23 protein-coding genes and 1 pseudogene are annotated in these 17,456 nt (G+C 69.0%); 15 read left to right on the top strand and 9 right to left on the bottom strand.

Features of this window, described 5'->3' with window-relative positions:
* Positions 1-115: 115 nt before the first annotated feature.
* Together BCD48_RS50940 and BCD48_RS40940 are read right to left on the bottom strand one after the other, a co-directional pair.
* A complete protein-coding gene (locus BCD48_RS50940) occupies positions 116-340 on the bottom strand; it encodes a hypothetical protein (protein ID WP_131804218.1) in 225 nt (74 codons plus the stop codon).
* A gap of 32 nt (positions 341-372) precedes the next feature.
* Positions 373-567, bottom strand: coding sequence for a hypothetical protein (locus BCD48_RS40940; RefSeq protein WP_071053778.1), 195 nt, complete (start codon positions 565-567; stop codon positions 373-375).
* 374 nt (positions 568-941) lie between these two features.
* Between BCD48_RS40940 and BCD48_RS40935 the strand changes: the two genes are divergently transcribed.
* The 4 genes from BCD48_RS40935 (at position 942) to BCD48_RS56150 (ending at position 4,317) form a co-directional block, all read left to right on the top strand.
* The gene (locus BCD48_RS40935; RefSeq protein ID WP_071053777.1) at positions 942-2,222 is read left to right on the top strand and encodes a helix-turn-helix domain-containing protein; all 1,281 of its coding nucleotides are present in this window, start codon (positions 942-944) and stop codon (positions 2,220-2,222) included.
* A complete protein-coding gene (locus BCD48_RS40930; protein WP_071053776.1) occupies positions 2,219-2,746 on the top strand; it encodes an NUDIX domain-containing protein in 528 nt (175 codons plus the stop codon). Before BCD48_RS40935 ends, BCD48_RS40930 begins: the two co-directional genes overlap by 4 nt.
* Before the next feature lie 108 nt (positions 2,747-2,854).
* A complete protein-coding gene (locus tag BCD48_RS40925) occupies positions 2,855-3,169 on the top strand; it encodes a 4a-hydroxytetrahydrobiopterin dehydratase (protein WP_071053814.1) in 315 nt (104 codons plus the stop codon).
* Between the two features lie 509 nt (positions 3,170-3,678).
* Complete coding sequence (locus BCD48_RS56150) at positions 3,679-4,317, top strand: DUF1697 domain-containing protein (RefSeq protein WP_198543598.1); 639 nt, start codon at positions 3,679-3,681, stop codon at positions 4,315-4,317.
* Here the strand turns inward: BCD48_RS56150 and BCD48_RS40920 are convergent.
* Positions 4,213-4,563 carry an RNA polymerase sigma factor gene (locus tag BCD48_RS40920; RefSeq protein WP_241842376.1) on the bottom strand — a complete coding sequence of 117 codons (351 nt, stop codon included), beginning with the start codon at positions 4,561-4,563 and terminating at the stop codon, positions 4,213-4,215. The genes BCD48_RS56150 and BCD48_RS40920 overlap by 105 nt on opposite strands.
* Positions 4,564-4,619: 56 nt before the next feature.
* On the bottom strand, positions 4,620-4,751 hold the full coding sequence (locus BCD48_RS55215; RefSeq protein ID WP_274536631.1) for a hypothetical protein: 132 nt from the start codon (positions 4,749-4,751) through the stop codon (positions 4,620-4,622).
* A gap of 60 nt (positions 4,752-4,811) precedes the next feature.
* Here BCD48_RS55215 and BCD48_RS57025 point away from each other — a divergent pair, with 60 nt between their 5' ends.
* Positions 4,812-5,444 (top strand): site-specific integrase, encoded by a 633-nt coding sequence (locus tag BCD48_RS57025; protein ID WP_071053775.1) that lies wholly within the window; start codon positions 4,812-4,814, stop codon positions 5,442-5,444.
* 138 nt (positions 5,445-5,582) lie between these two features.
* On the opposite strand, the gene BCD48_RS40910 is transcribed toward BCD48_RS57025, so the two are convergent.
* Both BCD48_RS40910 and BCD48_RS40905 read right to left on the bottom strand, forming a co-directional pair.
* A complete protein-coding gene (locus BCD48_RS40910) occupies positions 5,583-5,768 on the bottom strand; it encodes a hypothetical protein (RefSeq protein WP_071053774.1) in 186 nt (61 codons plus the stop codon).
* A 2-nt stretch (positions 5,769-5,770) separates the two neighbouring features.
* Positions 5,771-6,046: a hypothetical protein gene (locus BCD48_RS40905; protein WP_071053773.1), complete on the bottom strand. Its 276-nt coding sequence runs from the start codon at positions 6,044-6,046 to the stop codon at positions 5,771-5,773.
* Between the two features lie 739 nt (positions 6,047-6,785).
* Here BCD48_RS40905 and BCD48_RS40895 point away from each other — a divergent pair.
* Both BCD48_RS40895 and BCD48_RS52735 read left to right on the top strand, forming a co-directional pair.
* Positions 6,786-7,067 carry a hypothetical protein gene (locus BCD48_RS40895; RefSeq protein ID WP_071053771.1) on the top strand — a complete coding sequence of 94 codons (282 nt, stop codon included), beginning with the start codon at positions 6,786-6,788 and terminating at the stop codon, positions 7,065-7,067.
* Positions 7,068-7,071: 4 nt separating this feature from the next.
* Positions 7,072-7,413 (top strand): hypothetical protein, encoded by a 342-nt coding sequence (locus BCD48_RS52735; protein WP_198543597.1) that lies wholly within the window; start codon positions 7,072-7,074, stop codon positions 7,411-7,413.
* A gap of 168 nt (positions 7,414-7,581) precedes the next feature.
* Here the strand turns inward: BCD48_RS52735 and BCD48_RS57020 are convergent.
* Positions 7,582-7,665: pseudogene (locus BCD48_RS57020) on the bottom strand (SDR family NAD(P)-dependent oxidoreductase); the annotation flags it as partial.
* 29 nt (positions 7,666-7,694) lie between these two features.
* On the opposite strand from BCD48_RS57020, the gene BCD48_RS40885 reads away from it, so the two are divergent.
* The 4 genes from BCD48_RS40885 (at position 7,695) to BCD48_RS40870 (ending at position 11,166) form a co-directional block, all read left to right on the top strand.
* Positions 7,695-7,937, top strand: a complete 243-nt coding sequence (locus tag BCD48_RS40885) for a hypothetical protein (protein WP_071053770.1) — start codon at positions 7,695-7,697, stop codon at positions 7,935-7,937.
* A 192-nt stretch (positions 7,938-8,129) separates the two neighbouring features.
* Positions 8,130-9,233 carry a hypothetical protein gene (locus tag BCD48_RS40880; protein WP_198543596.1) on the top strand — a complete coding sequence of 368 codons (1,104 nt, stop codon included), beginning with the start codon at positions 8,130-8,132 and terminating at the stop codon, positions 9,231-9,233.
* A gap of 464 nt (positions 9,234-9,697) precedes the next feature.
* Positions 9,698-10,519 (top strand): helix-turn-helix domain-containing protein, encoded by an 822-nt coding sequence (locus BCD48_RS40875; RefSeq protein ID WP_071053812.1) that lies wholly within the window; start codon positions 9,698-9,700, stop codon positions 10,517-10,519.
* 65 nt (positions 10,520-10,584) lie between these two features.
* Complete coding sequence (locus tag BCD48_RS40870) at positions 10,585-11,166, top strand: dihydrofolate reductase family protein (RefSeq protein WP_071053769.1); 582 nt, start codon at positions 10,585-10,587, stop codon at positions 11,164-11,166.
* 235 nt (positions 11,167-11,401) lie between these two features.
* Here BCD48_RS40870 and BCD48_RS40865 read toward each other — a convergent pair whose 3' ends face one another.
* Entirely contained in the window at positions 11,402-11,869 is a 468-nt protein-coding gene (locus tag BCD48_RS40865) for a hypothetical protein (protein ID WP_071053768.1), read from the bottom strand.
* A 181-nt stretch (positions 11,870-12,050) separates the two neighbouring features.
* Positions 12,051-12,776 (bottom strand): site-specific integrase, encoded by a 726-nt coding sequence (locus tag BCD48_RS40860; protein ID WP_071053767.1) that lies wholly within the window; start codon positions 12,774-12,776, stop codon positions 12,051-12,053.
* A gap of 221 nt (positions 12,777-12,997) precedes the next feature.
* Between BCD48_RS40860 and BCD48_RS40855 the strand changes: the two genes are divergently transcribed.
* The 4 genes from BCD48_RS40855 (at position 12,998) to BCD48_RS40840 (ending at position 17,122) form a co-directional block, all read left to right on the top strand.
* Positions 12,998-13,243 carry an AbrB/MazE/SpoVT family DNA-binding domain-containing protein gene (locus BCD48_RS40855; RefSeq protein ID WP_071053766.1) on the top strand — a complete coding sequence of 82 codons (246 nt, stop codon included), beginning with the start codon at positions 12,998-13,000 and terminating at the stop codon, positions 13,241-13,243.
* Positions 13,240-13,647 carry a type II toxin-antitoxin system VapC family toxin gene (locus tag BCD48_RS40850; RefSeq protein ID WP_071053765.1) on the top strand — a complete coding sequence of 136 codons (408 nt, stop codon included), beginning with the start codon at positions 13,240-13,242 and terminating at the stop codon, positions 13,645-13,647. The genes BCD48_RS40855 and BCD48_RS40850 overlap by 4 nt, the downstream gene beginning before the upstream one ends.
* Positions 13,648-14,147: 500 nt before the next feature.
* Positions 14,148-15,857: a TIGR02677 family protein gene (locus BCD48_RS40845; protein ID WP_241842375.1), complete on the top strand. Its 1,710-nt coding sequence runs from the start codon at positions 14,148-14,150 to the stop codon at positions 15,855-15,857.
* Entirely contained in the window at positions 15,848-17,122 is a 1,275-nt protein-coding gene (locus BCD48_RS40840; RefSeq protein WP_071053764.1) for a TIGR02678 family protein, read from the top strand. The genes BCD48_RS40845 and BCD48_RS40840 overlap by 10 nt, the downstream gene beginning before the upstream one ends.
* Positions 17,123-17,456 lie beyond the last annotated feature (334 nt).

The following is a 17,456-nucleotide window of genomic DNA, read 5'->3' as shown; positions in this document are numbered from 1 at the left end:
AGACGAGAGATGGCTATTTTCTCATGATGGCTCTCCATAGGAAGACCCGGTGTCCGGGCAGCGCCGCCCGGCAGCCTCTCCGCAATATCGTTAGATCATCGACATGGCGCGCGTGTCATGGCCGGGTCAATATCACCCGGGCGAAGATCTGCGGTGTCAGTGTCCCGACGACGGCCGCCAGGATCTCCCGTTCAGAAGCTGAGCCGTCTGCCGGACCGAAGGCCAGCACGACGCCGACGTCTCCAAATCCACCTATGAAAACCGAGTCACTTGGCAGGTCCGCTATTTGCGCCGCCAGATGGGCCGCTTCTATTCCCGGTGACACCTTCACCGTCGCCACCGGTCCCGACCTGACGTCGGTCCCCCGCCCGGTCACGCGTTCACCACCCCGCGCCGTAGTTCTTCGGTTCCGGTCGGGCCGCCGTCAGGGTCGGCCTCGGCGAAAGCGGCCTTCTCGGCGTCGCGATGACTGTGGCCGTCGTCGCGATAGAGCCTGACCCACGTGAGTGCCGGGCCATCGCCGTGGTCGACGAGCGCGAGTGTCCGCGGTCCAAGCTGGCGCCGCACGCGACACCTACCGGGTGATGTCGCGGGCGGTCTTATGTCCACAGCTGCCTCCATCCGCCAGGCCGTTGGCTGACACCCGAGGCCGAGAAGTTTGCCTGGCTCGACCCCGGGCGCCTGGCCCAAGCGTGCGCGGGTCACAGGGAGCTGGCCATGCCGAGCCACGTATGACGCCCATACATGACGGCGCTGGAATCCCACTCACCGTAATCAGCGAGGTTTACACTGCCGGCCAAGCACACCCAGACGACCACAATTAGGAGCAGGTCAGGCGAGATATGGACGCCGCACCCGGCCGGTACTGCCACTCCTGCGGAGGCCGTCTGGCACGCGACAACGCTGGCTCCCGTTGTGCCCGCTGCCTGCACCGCGGCCGTTTGGAACAGGACGAGGCGCCGGAGCTCCCGGACGAGTTCTGGCACACCGATCAACTCCGCGACGCCTTTGCTGCCCAGCACATCGGGCTGGTGTCTGTGGCGTACCGCATGAACCCTCACCACCGCAGACTCATCAGTCAGGAACGGCTTGGTCGGTGGCTCGGCCTGACCCAGGCTCAGGTGAGTCGGATCGAAAGCGGCCCGCCGGTCCGGGACCTTGACCGGCTGACGCACTGGGCCCGGATGCTGCGGTTACCGCCTCACCTCCTGTGGTTCGACCTTCCTGGACAACCACGACTGCGACCAGCACCCGTCGCAACGCGGCGGGAGGTCCCCTCACGCGTCGAGCCGTCGACGTCGGTATTCGCCTCGGGTGGAACGCTGGAGACGATCCGGTCGGCGGCGCTGGCCTTCCGCTCCGCCGACCGGCAGCTCGGAGGCGGCCGGCTGTACCCCGTCGTGGTCAGGTTCATCCAGACCGAGGTCGCCCCGCAGCTCGTTGGCCATGCGTATCCGCCGTCGGCTGTCTTCTCTGCGGCGGCCTCGCTGGCCGACATGGCCGGGTGGCTTGCCCACGACGACAACCGAGGCGACCTCGCGGCCCAGCACTTCGTCCAGGCCCTCGGCCTGGCGACCGCGGCCGGCGACCAAGCGCTGAGCGCTCAGACGCTCGTCAGCCAGAGTCACCTAGCCTTGGAGAATGACCATCCTCGCGAAGCCGTCCGATTGGCCGACGCGGGCCTCGCGCTGGTGCCGGATGACCAACAGTGCGGGGAGCTACGTAGCCGGCTGCACGCGATGAAGGCCCGGGGGAACGCGCTTGTAGGCGCGTCGTCCGAGTGCCTGGCCGCGCTGTGGAACGCCGAGCAGGAGTTGAACCGTGCGACAGCCGGTGGGCACGAATGGCTGAGCCCCTTCGACGAAGCAGCGCTCGCAGCCGAGGCCGCCATCTGCCTGCGCGACCTGAACGACTGGAACGCCGCCGAACGTCAGGCGCTGAGGGTATTGGAGCTACGCACTCCGGACCGGGCACGGAGCCGAGCCCTCACCCACCTGACCCTGGCCACCGTCCACCTTGGGCGCGGTGATCTCGACGCCGCCTGCGACACCGGCGCGCAGGTGCTCGACGCGGCGACACGCCTGGCCTCGGACCGCGTGGTCAACCAGCTTCGAGGACTCGGCCGCCAGCTCGAACCGCACAGCAGCGTGACGGCTGTCGATGACTTCCTCGATCGCGTGACAGCCACCTTGCCCGCCCACCGAGCAGCCGAGGCGTCGTGAGCATCGAACAGGAGTGGGAAGACAGCTATCGCGGCCGAGACCCGGCCGAGTTCGCGCACCTCGCCGAGGGCAACGCCCGACAGGCACGCAAGCGGGTCTCCGCCGACGCCGTCATCCGGGATGAGACCGGCCGCCTGCTCCTGGTCGACCCGACCTATAAGCCAGACTGGGACCTGCCAGGCGGCATGGCCGAAGCCAACGAACCGCCGAGAGAGACGCTACGTCGAGAGCTGAAGGAAGAACTAGATCTCGACCTGCATATCGGCGAACTGCTCTGCGTCGATTGGGTATCACCACACGGTCCCTGGGACGACCTCCTGGCCTTCGTGTTCAACGGCGGCACGCTGTCCGCCGACCAAACCCAACATCTCCGTCCGGTGGACCCTGAGCTGGCCGCTGTCCGTTTCTGTTCCCCGCACGAGGCTGCGCGGCTCCTCCGCCCCTACGAGTGGCGACGCGTACAAGCGGCCCTGACCTCATTGGACAGTGGAAACGTCCTCTACCTCCAGAACGGCCACGCCTGAGACCCCATCAACAATTGGCACGCGGCGGCATGGCCATCCCGAGCCATGGAAAGATGCCCGTGTCGCCACCGACCTCGCCGAGGTCCTCGCCGCAACGGAGGCGTGACCATTTCCGACGTGCCCGCCCCGCTCACCGACGACGAGATCACCACCCAGCTCGCCGACCACCCCGGTTGGACCCGGACCGGCAACGAGATCACTCGCGCCTTCCGGCTCCGCTACCACGGCTCCGTCGCGCTGATCGTCCACGTCGCCGACGTCGAACGTCTCATCGGCCATCACGCCGACATCGACCTACGCTGGGACACCGTCCGCTTCGCCATCACCACCCACGACGCCGGCCACCGCCTCACCGCCGCCGACTTCGACCTCGCCACCCGCATCGACGCCATCGCCACGGCCCACGGCGCCACACCCATCTAACTCAGCAGGACGCTTTGAGGCCCAGCAACCATCGACGATGCAGGCCACGGCGGCCAGACGGCACCGAGATCACATCCGGCCCCCCGCACAACCTGACTGCAACCGTCCGACGGGCAACATGAGGAGACCGACGGTGCCGTCCTCGACTACATCTACGTCCCGGGCCAGCCTGTCTCTGTGACCGTGAACGGCGCGCCAGGGACACGCCTCTCAAGGCCATCCGCGCTCCACGACCGCGTCCCCGCCGGACCGCCCGGGCCCTCGCCGCGTCGCCCCGGCCGATGCAGCCGCTCGCCGTCGGCCAGCTGGTGGGGACGAGCGGGCCGCGGCGGGTGTGGCTGCCGGTCGGCGCGTTCGGACCGGTTGAAGGCACGACGCCGGCAGCCAGCGTTCATCTACGGCACTACCGAGCCGAGCGCGCTGCTCCACAAGGACCGGACGTTCGTCATGGTGAGCTCGTCGGCCGGGCTCTCTGACAGCCGATCAGTGTCGCCAGGGAGCACACAAGTATGGTGAAGGCAATGAATACCTACGTAATTCTTATACGTGGCATAAATGTGGGTGGGAAGAATCTCGTACCCATGGCAGCACTCAAACTTTACCTGGAGGAAGAGGGTTTCACTGACGTTACCACTTATATTCAGAGCGGGAACGTGATCTTGCGGTCGGACCTGGGCGTAGCGAGGTCAGGTCAAAGGATCGAAGCCATGCTCCTAAGAAAGTTTACGCTGGATAGTCCTGTTATCAAGGTTTTGGTACTGACCCGCACCCAGCTCCAGGCTGTTATCGATAACAGGCCCGAAGGCTTCGGGGAGCATCCAGAGACGTATCATAGTGACGCAGTTTTTCTGATGGGTATTGATTCGACCCAGGCTATGGCCGCGTTTAACCCCAGAGAGGGTGTTGATAATATTTGGCCGGGCGCCGGGGTGATTTACTCGCAGCGCCTCAGTGCTCTGCGCACCAGGAGTCGGCTGAGTAGTATTACGGGGACGCCAGCTTACAAATCGATGACTATTCGCAACTGGAATACTACCACAAGGCTACTCAAGATGGTCGAGGAAGTGGAGGATCGCGATGTCCTCATCGGTCAGGGCGGTCGGGTCCGTGGCCAGCCCGAACCCGACCATCCGGGTTTCGAGCCGTAGCCGTCGGATCCCCGCGCGGCGCTGGTTACGCACGACATTGCCGGCGATTGCGTACAGCCACGCCCGGGTCTCCTCCGAGGCGGCGGGTCGGCGCTGCCAATGCCGCCAGGCCGCGAGGAAGGTCTCCGAGACGACGTCCCAGGCGGCCTCGTCACTACCAAGGCGTCGCTGCGCGAACCGCAGGACCGCCCCGCGGTGCTCCCGGAACAGCGCCTCGAACGAGGGCATGGCCGAACTGGCAGGCACAGGGACAGTCCTTCCGCGGGGCGTCATCCTGTTCATGTCCAGCACCCCCCACGCGGTTACATCCCACCGTCCATCTCGAACTGGAGTCGTGGACGGCCGGCCACGAGATCGAACAGCTCGCGCTCCACAACGTGCGGGTCGGCGAACCGGTCGAGGACGGCCTGTTCGCGCTCGACCAGGTAGGGCAAGTCGACGACATGGAACCGGCTTCCCGGACGTTTCGGCCGCTACCAGCTCTGGCTGCTCAGGTGGACTTCACCCTGATCGCCCCCGTCGACGAGGCCTACCTCGGCGTCGTCGAGCACCACGAGAATCTGGTCATGGTCACGGCACACCCCTACAGCGACCGTTCGCCCCGACCGCCTGCTCTGGTATCGGCTCTCCCGCGGCGCGGGACGGCCGGACCCCGCCGGCTGGCAGGCGACCATGCTGGCCGACGGCACACCCGCCCGATGATGGGCCTCCGGCAGGACCCCGATCGAGGTCAGGTCCCGCTCCGCCCCAACCTGGTCGCGCTGCTGCGTCGGCATATCGAGGAGTTCGGCACGACACCTGACGGTCGAATCTTCCGGTCGACCACCGGCGGCGCTGTGAGGATGTCGACCTACCTCACCGCCTGGCGCAGAGCACGCCAGCAGGCACTCACCCCGGCCGAAGCCGCGTCGCCGCTCGCCCGCCGGCCCTACGACCTGCGGCACGCCGCGGTATCGCGCTGGCTGAACGCCGGCGTACCACCCACCCAGGTCGCCGAATGGGCAGGACACAGCGTCCGCGTGCTCCTCACCGCCTACGCCAAGTGCATCGTCGGCTCGGCGTCGGCGGGGTCGGCGACGTCGTGGGTGGAGATCCAGTGGACGCTGGCAAGGAGTTCCATGCCGTAGGACGTCTCGTAGCCGGCGGCGAGATCGAGCACGCGGCCGATCCGGCTGGTCGTCGCTGGACGGTTGACCAGGGTGTGGTCGGCGGCGTCGGTGGCGCCAGGCAGGAGGCTCAGGGGCTCGGCGTCGAGGACCTTGGCGCTACCGTCGCCGAAGATCGTCGATCGCGACGATCCGTTCCTGTGGCGTGCCGTCGTCGGCGAAGCGGTCGCTGGCCTTGCCGAGCAGCGGATGATCGACGTCCTCCAACGGCGTGTCCGCGCGCGGAATCGGCAAGGCGAGATCTTCTCGCAGGCAGCGCAGCGTGGGGCGAGCCCGTCGGGCCACGATCAGTCGTCCTCGTCGACGCCGCCGACGGCGTCGAGTTCGGCGCGGGTCATCCCTGCCAGCATCGCGATCCGCGACGCGCGGCTACCGTCGAGCTCGCGCAGCAACTCCCGCATCCCGGCCTGCATCTCCTCACGGCGGGCGTCCAGGTAGAACACGACCGCGGCCTCGACGAGATCCTTCTTGCTCATGTGGAGGTAGTGCGCGCCACTGGTGATCAGCTTGTCCCCTTCCGGGGAGACCTTGACCGCGACCTGCCGGGGAGTCTGATCGTTCATGCGCCGCGTCTACCTCCTCCCGCTAGGGGACCTCAGTACCTCCAGTACCTCAAAGGTACCCGTCGGAGCTCATCGAGATCAACTCGCCGGCCGGGGTGGAGGTTGCCATTTGCCGTCGTGCCGTGCCGCCACCTCTGCGAGCTCGCCCTGGCCTCGGAACACCGGCTCTCGCAGCCCCCGGCGTCGGCTGAGGTGGCCGGGTGGGCCGAAGAGTGGTTCGGTGGTCATCTCGGCGAGAGGGTGCGCACCTCCCTGGCGCAGGGCCTGATCGTCCGGCAGGAGACTGTCGAGCTGGAGCAGCTGACGGGCCGTTCGCTCTGGGCACTGCTCGACGATCAATCGGGGCCGGCTGCCGACGCTCGGCACGCGTGTTCCGCCTCGATGCGATTTGACGCCTGGCCAGCTCCGTGTCGACGTCCCCAATCGGCACCCGCGCGGCCCCGGGCTGTCTCCCGACAGCGGCCGGTCCGGCCACCACCCGCCGGTCCCCCAACAGCCGCATCAACGCTTCCACCGGCACAGCCCCAGCCCTCGCGCACGACACCGTGCGCCCTGTCGCCTAACTGGAAACATCGCCACGGCACCCCGCGCCGATGATCGACGCCTCCACCCACGAGAGCTCTGACGATGCCGCCCACGATGACCCAAGGGATGCCGGGAGCGCACAGGCTGAAGGGTTGCCCTCGACTCACCTCATCCTGAGGTACTTAGGTACTCTGGTGTCGGAGGTGAGGCAGCCATGACAACCGTGGGACCGCGCCGTCAGGCGCCGTTGAAGGTCGACCCGGCGACGGATGAGCTGATCTCGCAGGCGGCGCACTTCCTCGGCATGTCAAAGAAGGACCTCGTCGCCGAAGCCGTCCAGATCTACCTGGAGCAGCGCCGCGAGGAGATCCGCCAGGGGATGGTCGCCTCGATGAGGGTCCTCGACGGCTCCCTTTCAGCGAGCGTCGCGGCGCTGACCGGGCTGTCCCCGGAACGGATCGAGCAACTCGGCGGCGCCGGAGACTGGGAGACCTGACCCAATGCCCGTCCGACCCACCCTGCGCTGCCTCCGCGAGGACCTGCGCCTGCCCGTCCCACCGGCCAACACACCCCTCGACCAGGTCGGCCATCCCCTCCTGGCCAAGGCGACCGAGCAGTTCGCCGACCCGGACACCCCACACGAACGGATCCGCGCGATCGACGACGTCGTCCTGTTCAAGGTCAAGATCGGCCGGTGGCGTGGCGCGGCCTACTCCGATGACGCCACCGAGGTCCACGACTGGCTGGTCGCGGCCGGCATCCGCGAGGACGGCTCGTCCGACGACTTCTACGCGGCCCTGCACACCCAGGCCCGCGCCGCCCGGCAGACAGCAGGAAGGTGACCACGTCGGCGACCTCGCCGGCGGTCCCGAGCCGCTGCGCCGGAAAGTCCCGCCGCACGAACTCGTCGAAACTCTCCGGGTTCTGCCGGGAATAGCGCTCCCAACCACCCCAGGAAACAGGATCGAACCCGGGCTGACCGTGTTCACCCGCACGTTGAAGGGCGCCAGCTCCCGAGCGAACGCCGACGCGAGATAGACCTCGGCAGCCTTCGCCGCTCCGTACTGCGCCTTGGTGGCGGAGGTCGCCGCGATCCTCGCAGGAACGGCGGCTGAAGCGGTTCGTGCCCGCGAAGCAGAAGACCGCTAAGACCGATGCGGAGCGACTGCTACTGGTTTCACCAGAGCTCGGGGAGATCTTGACCGCGATCATCCTCCGGGTCCGGGCGGGCAAGGCTGCCCTGCCGCTGGTGGCCGCCTACGACGTGTTCGAGCAGACCTGGAGCCCTCCGATTCGGTCCGGCCGTGGGAAGGTCGAGTTCCAACGGCTGATCCACAAAACCGTCCGTACATCCGCTCATGTTTGATATGGCGACTGCCGGCGGAGTGGGTATCTTGGCCGAGGGCGTCCGTCCGCGCCCAACCTCCAGCGACCCGCCCCAGCCGGGTCACCCGAGGAGGCAAAGGGAGGTCTACCTCTCGGCCGGCGATTCGTTGTCGATCGTGCGCCCGCCGCACCGGTCGCTGGGGGATCTGCGACGGGGCGCGGGAGACGAACGATGACCAAGAAGGCCGACTTCAAACAGCGTGTACGCGCCCGAATGGCCAAGACCGGCGAGGCCTACGCGACCGCCCGCAGCCAGGTCCTGGCCGAACGGCCGGGCCTACCGGTGCCCGCCGACCAGGCGATGCTGGCGGCTCTGCACGTGAGCAACGGCGATTCCACGGATCTGCCCGGGACCGGGCTCGCGTCCCGGGTGTTGTACTGGCGCGACTCGCTCCACGAGGGGCCGGTGCCGGCGGTGGGTTCCGAGGAGCTCCGCCAGATCAGAGCCGCCTTTCTGGTCGGGGCGCACGTGGACGACCGCGCGGAGGGTTCCGACATGTTCGCCGAGCGGGACCGGGCCCTGGCGGCCAACCGCGACGGCGAGTACGTACTGTGGTTTGAGGCGGATCTGTACGACCAGCTCCAGATCATCCAGATCCTCGCTCGCCTCGCCGACCTCGGCGTGCCGGCGCAGCGCATCACCCTGATCTGCATCGGTGAACACCCCGGCATCGCCCGCTTCGGCGGTCTCGGCGAGCTGACCGCCGAGCAACTGCGCGAACTACCCGCCACGAACGCGTGCGCCCGGCTGACCCCCGCCGCGCTCCAGCTCGCTACCGATGCGTGGGCCGCCTTCCGGGCGCCGACGCCAGACGGTCTGCCCGCCATCGCCGGCAGTCGCTCAAGTGAGCTGCGGTTCCTGGGGGAGGCGTTCGACCGGCTCAGCAGGGAGTACCCGTCGACCCGCGACGGGTTGTCGCTGACCGAACGGCGGATCCTGGCCGCGGTCGCCGACGGCGCAGCCGCGGCGGGCACGGCGTTCGTCCGCGCCGCCGCGCGGGAAACGCGCCCGTACCTGGGCGACAGCTGGTCCTTCGCGATGATGGACCGGATGGCGCACGCCCGGATCCCGCTCCTTCACGCCGAGCCGGCGGACCATCCGGTTGACCGCGAAACCAGCCTGCGCCTGACCGACACGGGAGCACGGGTGCTCGCTGGCGTGGCGGACCACGGGACGCTCAACGGCATCAACCGGTGGATTGGTGGGGTACACCTGCGCGGGCACCACGTGCCCTGGCGCTGGAACGACGCGACCGAAACCATCACACACTCCTGACCGAGTCCACTATGGACAGCTGGCCATCGTCCCGTGAGCGCGCATACGTGACGTGATCGAACGTCCGCATCTGTCGCGAAGCGGTACAGCCAGGCTGCCGCCTTGCGCTGCATTGCAGCAGTCGCCGCGACACGCCCGAGTGTCATGCTCCGCGAAGATTCCAACTGTCACCCTGCGCTACCAAACGCTCTCGAACTGGACGCGAACCTACCTCAAGATTATTTCGGTTAAGCAGGCGTGCTCGTGTTTGCCGGGGGTGCCGTAGGGACGGCCGCAGGTCCCGAGCTCGAGCTTGTGGACCTCCATCTCTCACGCAGCACGCGTATCCCACGCGAATGTCCGCGGCCGGGCGTTCGTCCGGGATCGGCGCCGGCTCGATGCTGGCGGCAGCGCGGCTGGATCATCCCGGCGCGCGATGCCGGCGGGGCGTCGGCGATGCTGTGCGCGTGGAGTACGTGTCCAGAGTGCCGCGACCGCCGCTGGACGGGCTGATCGACGACCTCTACTACCTGGAGGGTGCGCCGCCGTACGCCCGGCTGACGCTGCCGCCCGCGCCGGCGCCGCTGCTCATCGTCAACCTCGGGGCGCCGTTCCGCATCCGCGCCGGCACCGACATCGAGACGGCCGAGTACGCCGACGGCTGCGTGGTCGCCACGCCCACCCGCGCGTGGGAGTTCGGCTACCCACTCTGGACCAAGTCCGTCGGCGCGCACGTCAAGCCGTGGGGGCTGGCGCCGTTCCTGCCGATGCCGGCGGCCGAGCTGTGTGACCGGCCGGTGACGGTAGAGCAGGTTTGGGGCCGGCCCGCCGTTGCCGAGCTGCGAGACCGGCTGGCCACGGCGGACGGACCGCACGAGATGCTGACGCTGCTCGAGGAGGAGCTGACGCGACGGCTGCGTGAGACCGCCGGCCTGGGGCTGGTCCGCCATACGAGCAGCGTCATCGCGGCGACCAGCGGGGCGGTGGCGATCGGCGACCTGAGCGTGGCAGCCGGTGTCAGCAGCACTCATCTGGCACAGCGGTTCAAGGAGCTCATCGGTGTCACGCCGAAACGGCTGGCCCGCTCCCAACGCTTTGCCGCGACCGTGCTTGCGATCGACCCCGCCGAACCGATCGACTGGGGCGACGTCGCCGCTGGCGCAGGCTACTTCGACCAGGCCCACTTCGGCCACGAGTTCCGGGCGTTCACCGGGCTCACTCCAACCCGGTACATCGAAGTACGGCGGCGCTTCCTGCGCGAGCATCCCGGCAGCGTGCTGGACGGCTGGTCGCTGCCGGCCGATTGATTTCTTACAAGAGCGACAGCTCACGACTCGCTAGTTTGGGGGCACCCCGAGCAGAGGAGAGCCCCGTGGGCAAGGTGGTCATGTACAGCTCGGTGTCGGTGGACGGCTTCATCGCGGACGAGAATGACCAGCCCGGACCGCTGTTCGACTGGTTGTCCAGCGGTGACGTCCCGTTGGACAAGAGCGGCGAGGTGAAGGTGTCGCAGACGTCCTACGACTACATCCGGCCGTACTGGGACCAGATCGGGACGACAGTCGTCGGCCGCCACGTCTTCGACCTGACGGACGGCTGGGACGGGAAGCCTCCGAGCGGGATCGACCACGTGGTCGTCGTGACGCACCGGCCGCAGCCCGAGGGCTGGGACCCCGAGGCGCCGTTTCACTTCGTCGACGGCGTCGAGGCAGCCGTGGCCAAGGCGCAGGAGCTTGCGGGTGACCGCGTGGTCGAGGTCGCCGCTGGCGAGGTCGGTGGCCAGGTGCTTGCCGCGGGCCTGGTCGACGAGGTGCGCATGGACGTCGTACCCGTCGTGTTCGGGTCCGGCAAGCGCTACTTCGGGTCGGTCGACGCGCAGCACCTGTTGGAGGATCCTGACGTGACGATTCAGGGCAACCGGGTGCTTCACCTGCGCTATCAGGTGCGCCGTTGACCGATCTGAGCGGGTACGCGAAGAAGTCCACTGCGAGCGGTGACACAAGATCGGGCCTCCGGCTGCGTTTGCGCATCGCTGTCCCTGGTCGGGCAGCCGACGCCGATCCGCCCCAGCACCTCACCTGCGGCAAGTTCAACTCAAGATCACTGGTTGCCGGTTTCCGTCGTATCTTGGCCGACCCCTTGCCTTGTCCGAACACCGACGCCGCTTCGCTGTCGGCCTGGTCGCTCGGTCAGTTGCAAGAGCCGATGGTCGCTGCCCGTTGCGGAAGTCGGCTGACTCGGCTGGCGGAGGTGGCGGCGGCCCGCAGACGGATGATCTCGTCGTGTTGAGCGGCGAGTCGCGCGAGGGCCTGGGTCTGGAACTCGGTGAGTTCGTTGATCGTGCTGGTTGACTCGACCACACGGTTCTTCAGCCCGATGATCTCGGTCTTGAGGCGGGTGATCTGCGCGTCGCGCGGGTCGGGCTGATCGCCAGCCTGCTGGAGGGTCCGTAGGCGCCGTTCGAACTCAGCGCGGAGATCGGCGTAGGGCCGGGTGCCGTAGAAGGCGGTGCGGTCGACGCCGGACTCGACGGCCAGGGTTGTGATGTCGCAGCGGCCACCGGGCGGGATCTCGCCGCGCAGGAGCCGGTCCATGGCAGCGCGGATCCGGTTCTCGTTGGCGGTGCGCTGGACCGTCCTCGAACCGCAGATCGTCATCCACCAGCACCGGCATCCGCTCCGGAATCAGCGGCCGACGCTCGACGTCCCAGCTATCCCAACCTTGGGACGCGAAGAAGCTCAAGATCATGACCGGAGACCATAGAAACACCACACGGCCTCTGGCAAAACGCAAACACCCAGCTCTCGCTGGCTGCTGGGCGTAATCGCAACACGACAACTAAGCAAAGACAATGCGGCGGAAGTCGTGCAGGGTGTAGCGCAGGGGCCGGTTGGCGGCGTCGACGAGGCCGGCCCGGTCGAGCGCGCGGTTGATCAGGTTCTCGACGGTGCGGGGGCTGATCACCTCGGACCGCCAGCTGACTCGCCGTTGGAACAGGTGCGGCGACGGCGGCCCTTCCGTGCGCTCGTTGGCGTCGTAGCGGATGGTCAACGGGATCGTGCCGCCGCTGTCGGCCCGTAGCCGGGTCACGATCGTCGCGAGGACGCTGGCGAGTTCCGGGCTGACGAGCAGGAGTCGTTCCTCGTTGCTCTTGGACGGCACGATCTGCAGGAGCGGGACGATCTCGCCGGTGTTCGGCAGCCGGTGGGAGACCAACGCGAGGTGTGTGATCTCGAGCAGCTCCTCGATCCGGACACCGCTGTGTCGGAGGGTCTCGATGATGGCCCAGGCCCAGAACGCTTCGTCCTCGCCGCGGGTCACGTCGATCAGCTCGCCGTCGGCGGTGTCCTCGATCAGGACTCTTGGAGGACCGGCGTTCGCCCCGCCGCGGGCGTAGGACTTGGCCACGACCCGGCGGAACGACTGTCCGTGGTGCTCGAGGGTCTGTCCCACCGCCGTCGCCCGCGCCGCGGTGAGCAGCGCGGTCTGCTCGGCGAGGTCGCGTTCGGCGGCGTCAACCAGAGCTGGCAGGTGCGGGAGGCGGTCACGGACCCGTTGATGCATCGCGGCGGTGGTCTGGCGTTGGCCTTCGCCATGCCGACGGTGTCGCCGCGGCGGACCGGGCAGGGGACCGCCCAAGGCGCCCAGGAGGGGTCTTCGAGTGCCCATTCCTGGATGTCGAGGTAGAAGGACCGGACCTTCGTCATGACGGCGAGCCGGCTCCGACGCGGGCTCGAGCGGGGCTGAGCCAGAATCGCTGGCGAGGCGAGTGGTAGTTTTCTGGCATGCGGACTGCCATCGACGCCGCCGGCCGGGTCGTCGTCCCCAAGGCGCTACGCGACTCTCTCGGGCTCTCGCCCGGCCAGCCCCTCGAGATCGCGGAACGGAACGGACGCCTGGAGATCGTCCCAGCTCCCACGCCGATGCGGCTGGTGGACGACGGAGACGGGCTGGTCGCCGTCGCCGACACCGAGATGCCAGTGCTGACGGCCGACCTGGTCCGCGAGACGCTGGAACGGACCCGGCGATGAACGCGTGCGACACCAGCGTGGTGGTGGCAGCCTTTGCCAGCTGGCATGAACATCACGCCATCGCCCGCAAGGCGATGGCCAGCCAGCCACGCCTGATCGCGCACGCCGCGGTCGAGACCTACTCCGTCCTGATCCGACTGCCCCCGCCGCACCGCGCCCAGCCCTCGATCGTGCACGCTTTCCTCACCGAACGGTTCACCGACCCGCTCCTCACCCTGTCGGAGACCGGCTACCAGGAACTCCTTGCCACGGTCGCAGCGAACCAGATCCTCGGCGGCCCGGCCTACGACGCGCTGATCGCCTTCACCGCCGCCGAACACGACGCGACGTTGCTCAGCCTCGACCGTCGCGCCGCCACTACCTACGAAGCGATCGGAACCACCGTCGATCTGCTTGCGCCATAACCTGTGACGGTCCGCAAGGGCGCAGCGGCGGACCTGGACGGATGGATCGCACTGTTCGACGACGCGGTGCGATGGCTCGTGATCCAGGGGGCGTGACGGCCAGTGGGGTGCGACCCCGTTCTCTGCCCGACCCGGCTTCGTGGACCGGCTTCGCGCGTGGCTCAACGAGGACGCCGTCCGTGTCGCTGAGATCGATGGCCAGATTGTGGGAGCACTCGCGGTCGGCACCGCGTCGTCCTGCGCACCGCCCGCCGACCGGTCCGAGCTCTACGAAGCACAGCGCCGTTGGCATGCATGAGCACGACCCGCGCGGCGAGACGGACGACGGGCTCACCGATGTAGCGTCCGGTCATGGCTTCCATCGTGGCCTCGACAGGTCGCTGCCGGGCCGAGCAGTCGCGCGCTCTCGCTGCCGGTAGCCGCTTGATGACTGGTCTGCCCACCGGGCTGTCGGACCTTGTCGGGATACTGGTCTCATGGTCGCCCAAGGGGAAGCTGGAGTGCGGGCCACCGGCGGCGGTGTCACACCGGGCCCGCCCGCCGGTCCTCAGCCGTTCGCGCACCTCGGCGCGCCCAACGCCGCGTTGTACCGGGACGTGCTGACCGCGTTCGCCCGTGCGCGGGACCGCTTCATCGTCCATCTCCGGCCCGAGGATGTCAGCGCGGATGTCGGCGGCGCCGTGCCGGCCGAGTCGATGCCGGCTGTGCTCGACCAGCTCGCCGAGTGGGGCAACCTGCGTCGTGACCCGGACACGGGCCGGGTCACGACCGTGGCGGACTTCCACCGGGCGCGCTACCTCTACCAGCTGACCCCGGTCGGGCAGGCGGCCGAGGAGGCGATCGCGGTCTACGAGCAGGCGATCGGCCGTCGCGGTGCCCTGCAGTCCGTCGCCTTGGAGGACATCGCCTCGCAGTTGCGCGCGCTGCTGGAGTTGGCGTCGCTCGACCGATCGGCACTGGACCCGGCCAAGGTTCATCTGCTGGTGCTCGGGCTCGCCGAGCGGTTCACCGGTCTGGCCGACAACGCGCAGGCATTCATGGCTTCGCTACGTCGCGTGATCGACTTTTCGGACGGTGACGTCGACGCGTTCGTCGCCTACAAGCAGCGGCTCATCGACTACATCAACCGGTTCATCGCCGACCTGGCGAACCGCGGCGCGGAGATCGCCACCCTGCTGGGCCAGCTGGAACAGGTCGACGTCACCGGGCTGCTGCTCGTCGTCGCCCGCCGAGAGGCCAGCGACGCCCTGCCGGACCGGCTGCCTGGCGAGGAGGACTCGACCGAGCCGGGCGGCCCCGACCGGCAGGCCGTCCCCGGGTCGGCCTACGACGCGGCCGTCGACGCGGCGCTGGCCGGCTGGCGCAACCGGTGGCGCGGCCTTCGGGACTGGTTTGTCTCGGATGCCGGTCATCCCTCTCAGGCCCGCCTGCTGCGGGGCGCGGCCGTCACCGCGATCACCCAGCTCATCGACACGGTGGCCGCGCTCAACGAGCGGCGCTCCGGGCGATCCGACAGGTCGGCGGATTTTCGTACGCTCGCCCGCTGGTTCGCCCAGGCGCCGGACGACGCGGCGGCGCACCGGCTGTGGCGGGCCGCGTTCGGGCTCTCCCCGGCTCGGCACCTTACGGTCACGCAGGAGACGGTCGCCGCCTGGGAGGCGCAGACACCGGCGCCGAGCACGCCTTGGCGGGAGGCACCGCCGGTGCGGATCAGCCCGCAGCTGCGCCGGACCGGCTCCTACGAGCGGCGTGGGGTCCCCAACCGGGTCGCTGACCGGGCGGCGCAGCGCCGGCTGCTCGAGGAGTACGCGGCCGCGGAGGCCGAGCAGGCCGCGGCCGCCCGCGCCCGGCTGGCCACCGACCGGCCCGTGCTGCTCTCCGAACTCGGTACGCTGGACCGGCACGTGTTCCGCCTGTTCCTCAGCCTGCTCGGCGATGCGCTCGCGGCGCGCCTTCCTGGTGACGATGAGGTGACGACGACCTCGAGCGACGGCACGATCCTCATCCGGCTTTCCGTGGTGCCGGACGGCGGCGTCGTGACGGTCGACACCGAGGACGGAACGCTGCATGGTCCGGAGCACGTCGTGGAGATCGTCGATCTGGCGGCCGTCGCGGTCCCGCCCCAGCGGATGGGGCTCGCCCACCTCGTGCCGTCGCCCTCGCGGGCCGAGCAGGAACCCGTCGGAGCAGGTAGTCGACCATGGAGCTAGAACCGCTCGCGGCCGAGAACCGTGCCGCGCGACGCCGGGCGCTGCGCGCGCTGCTGGCTGGCCCGCTGCGCACCGCCGGCGCCGACGACGAGGTGCTGCGGCTGATCCGGCGGCACGCGGCCGAGCTGCGGGAGTGGCTCGCGTCCGAGACCGGTTGGCGCCTCGTCGTCGACGCGGACTCGGCCCGTCTGTTCAAGACCGTCGCGACCACCTCGGAAGCTACCTATCCGGCCCGGGACGGCAAAGGCAGGGCGCCGTTCGGCCGTCGCCGCTACGTGCTGCTGTGCCTGGCGCTGTCGGTGCTGGAGGCGGCCGACGCCCAGATCACCCTCGGCCGGCTGGCCGAAGGTGTGCTGGTCGCGGCGAGCGACCCGGAGCTCACCGCGGCGGGGATCACTTTCACCCTGGGCCGCCGCGAGGAACGCTCGGATCTGGTCGCGGTCGTGCGGCTGCTGCTCTCGCTCGGAGTGCTCGAGCGGGTCGCGGGCGACGAGGACGCCTACCTGTCCGACAGCGGCGACGCGCTGTACGACGTGCACCGCCGGGTGCTCGCGTCGATGCTGACCGGCACCCGCGGGCCGTCGACCATCGACGCCGCCGCGTTCGAGGCCAGGCTGGCCGAGCTCACAGCGGAACCGGTGCCCGACACCGACGACCTGCGTAACCGGGCGCTGCGACAGCGGCTGACCCGCCGGCTGCTGGACGAGCCGGTGGTCTACTACGACGAGCTCGCCGATGACGAGCGCGCCTATCTGGTCGGCCAGCGTCACGCGATCACGCGGCGGATCGAGGATGCCACCGGGCTGGTCACGGAGATGCGGGCCGAGGGGATCGCGATGGTCGATCCCGAGGACGAGCTCACCGACGTGCGGATGCCCGAACAGCGCACCGACGGCCATGTCACCCTTCTCGTCGCCGAGTACCTGGCCGAGCGGGCCAGCGCCGGCCAGCCGGTGCCGCTTGGCCGGCTGCGCGCCTACGTCCGCCAGCAGGCCGCCGAGCACTCCTCGTACTGGCGGCGCGGCGTCAGCGAGCCCGGCGCGGACGCCGAGCTTCTCGCGACCGCGCTCGACAAGCTGCGCGCACTGCGCCTCGTCGCTGACGCACCCGGCGAGCTGGACGAGCCGTCCGCCGTCCTCGCCCGGCCGGCGATCGCGCGTTTCGCCCTCGACGCGCCGACCATCAGCGATCGGCAGACCCACCGGTTGCCCGGCGGTGCCGGCCGCCCGGCCACTGCGCCGAAGAACAAGGGAGACCGTCGGTGAGCAGCACGGCGCAGGTCCTGACCAGTCCCGCCGCCAGCCGAGGGCTGAACGCTGGCGGGATCTCGGCGCCACCAGCGGTGCCGCGCCGGGACCGGTGGCAGCCGCTGCGCGCCGGGCTGGTGGACCTCTTCTACTACGACGTCGAGGAGTTTCACTTCCACGACGGGCGGCTGCTGCTGCGCGGCAACAACGGCACCGGCAAGTCGAAGGTGCTCGCGCTGACGCTGCCGTTCCTGCTCGACGGGGAGCTTGCCCCGCACCGGGTCGAACCCGACGGCGACCGCAACAAGCGGATGGAGTGGAACCTCCTCCTCGGCGGCCGTCACCCGCATCC

The sequence above is a fragment of the Pseudofrankia coriaricola genome (assembly GCF_001854805.1).
Classification (GTDB): Bacteria; Actinomycetota; Actinomycetes; order Frankiales; family Frankiaceae; genus Pseudofrankia.
Note: the sequence above shows the minus strand (reverse complement) of the source record. Positions and strands in the feature narration are given on the sequence as shown.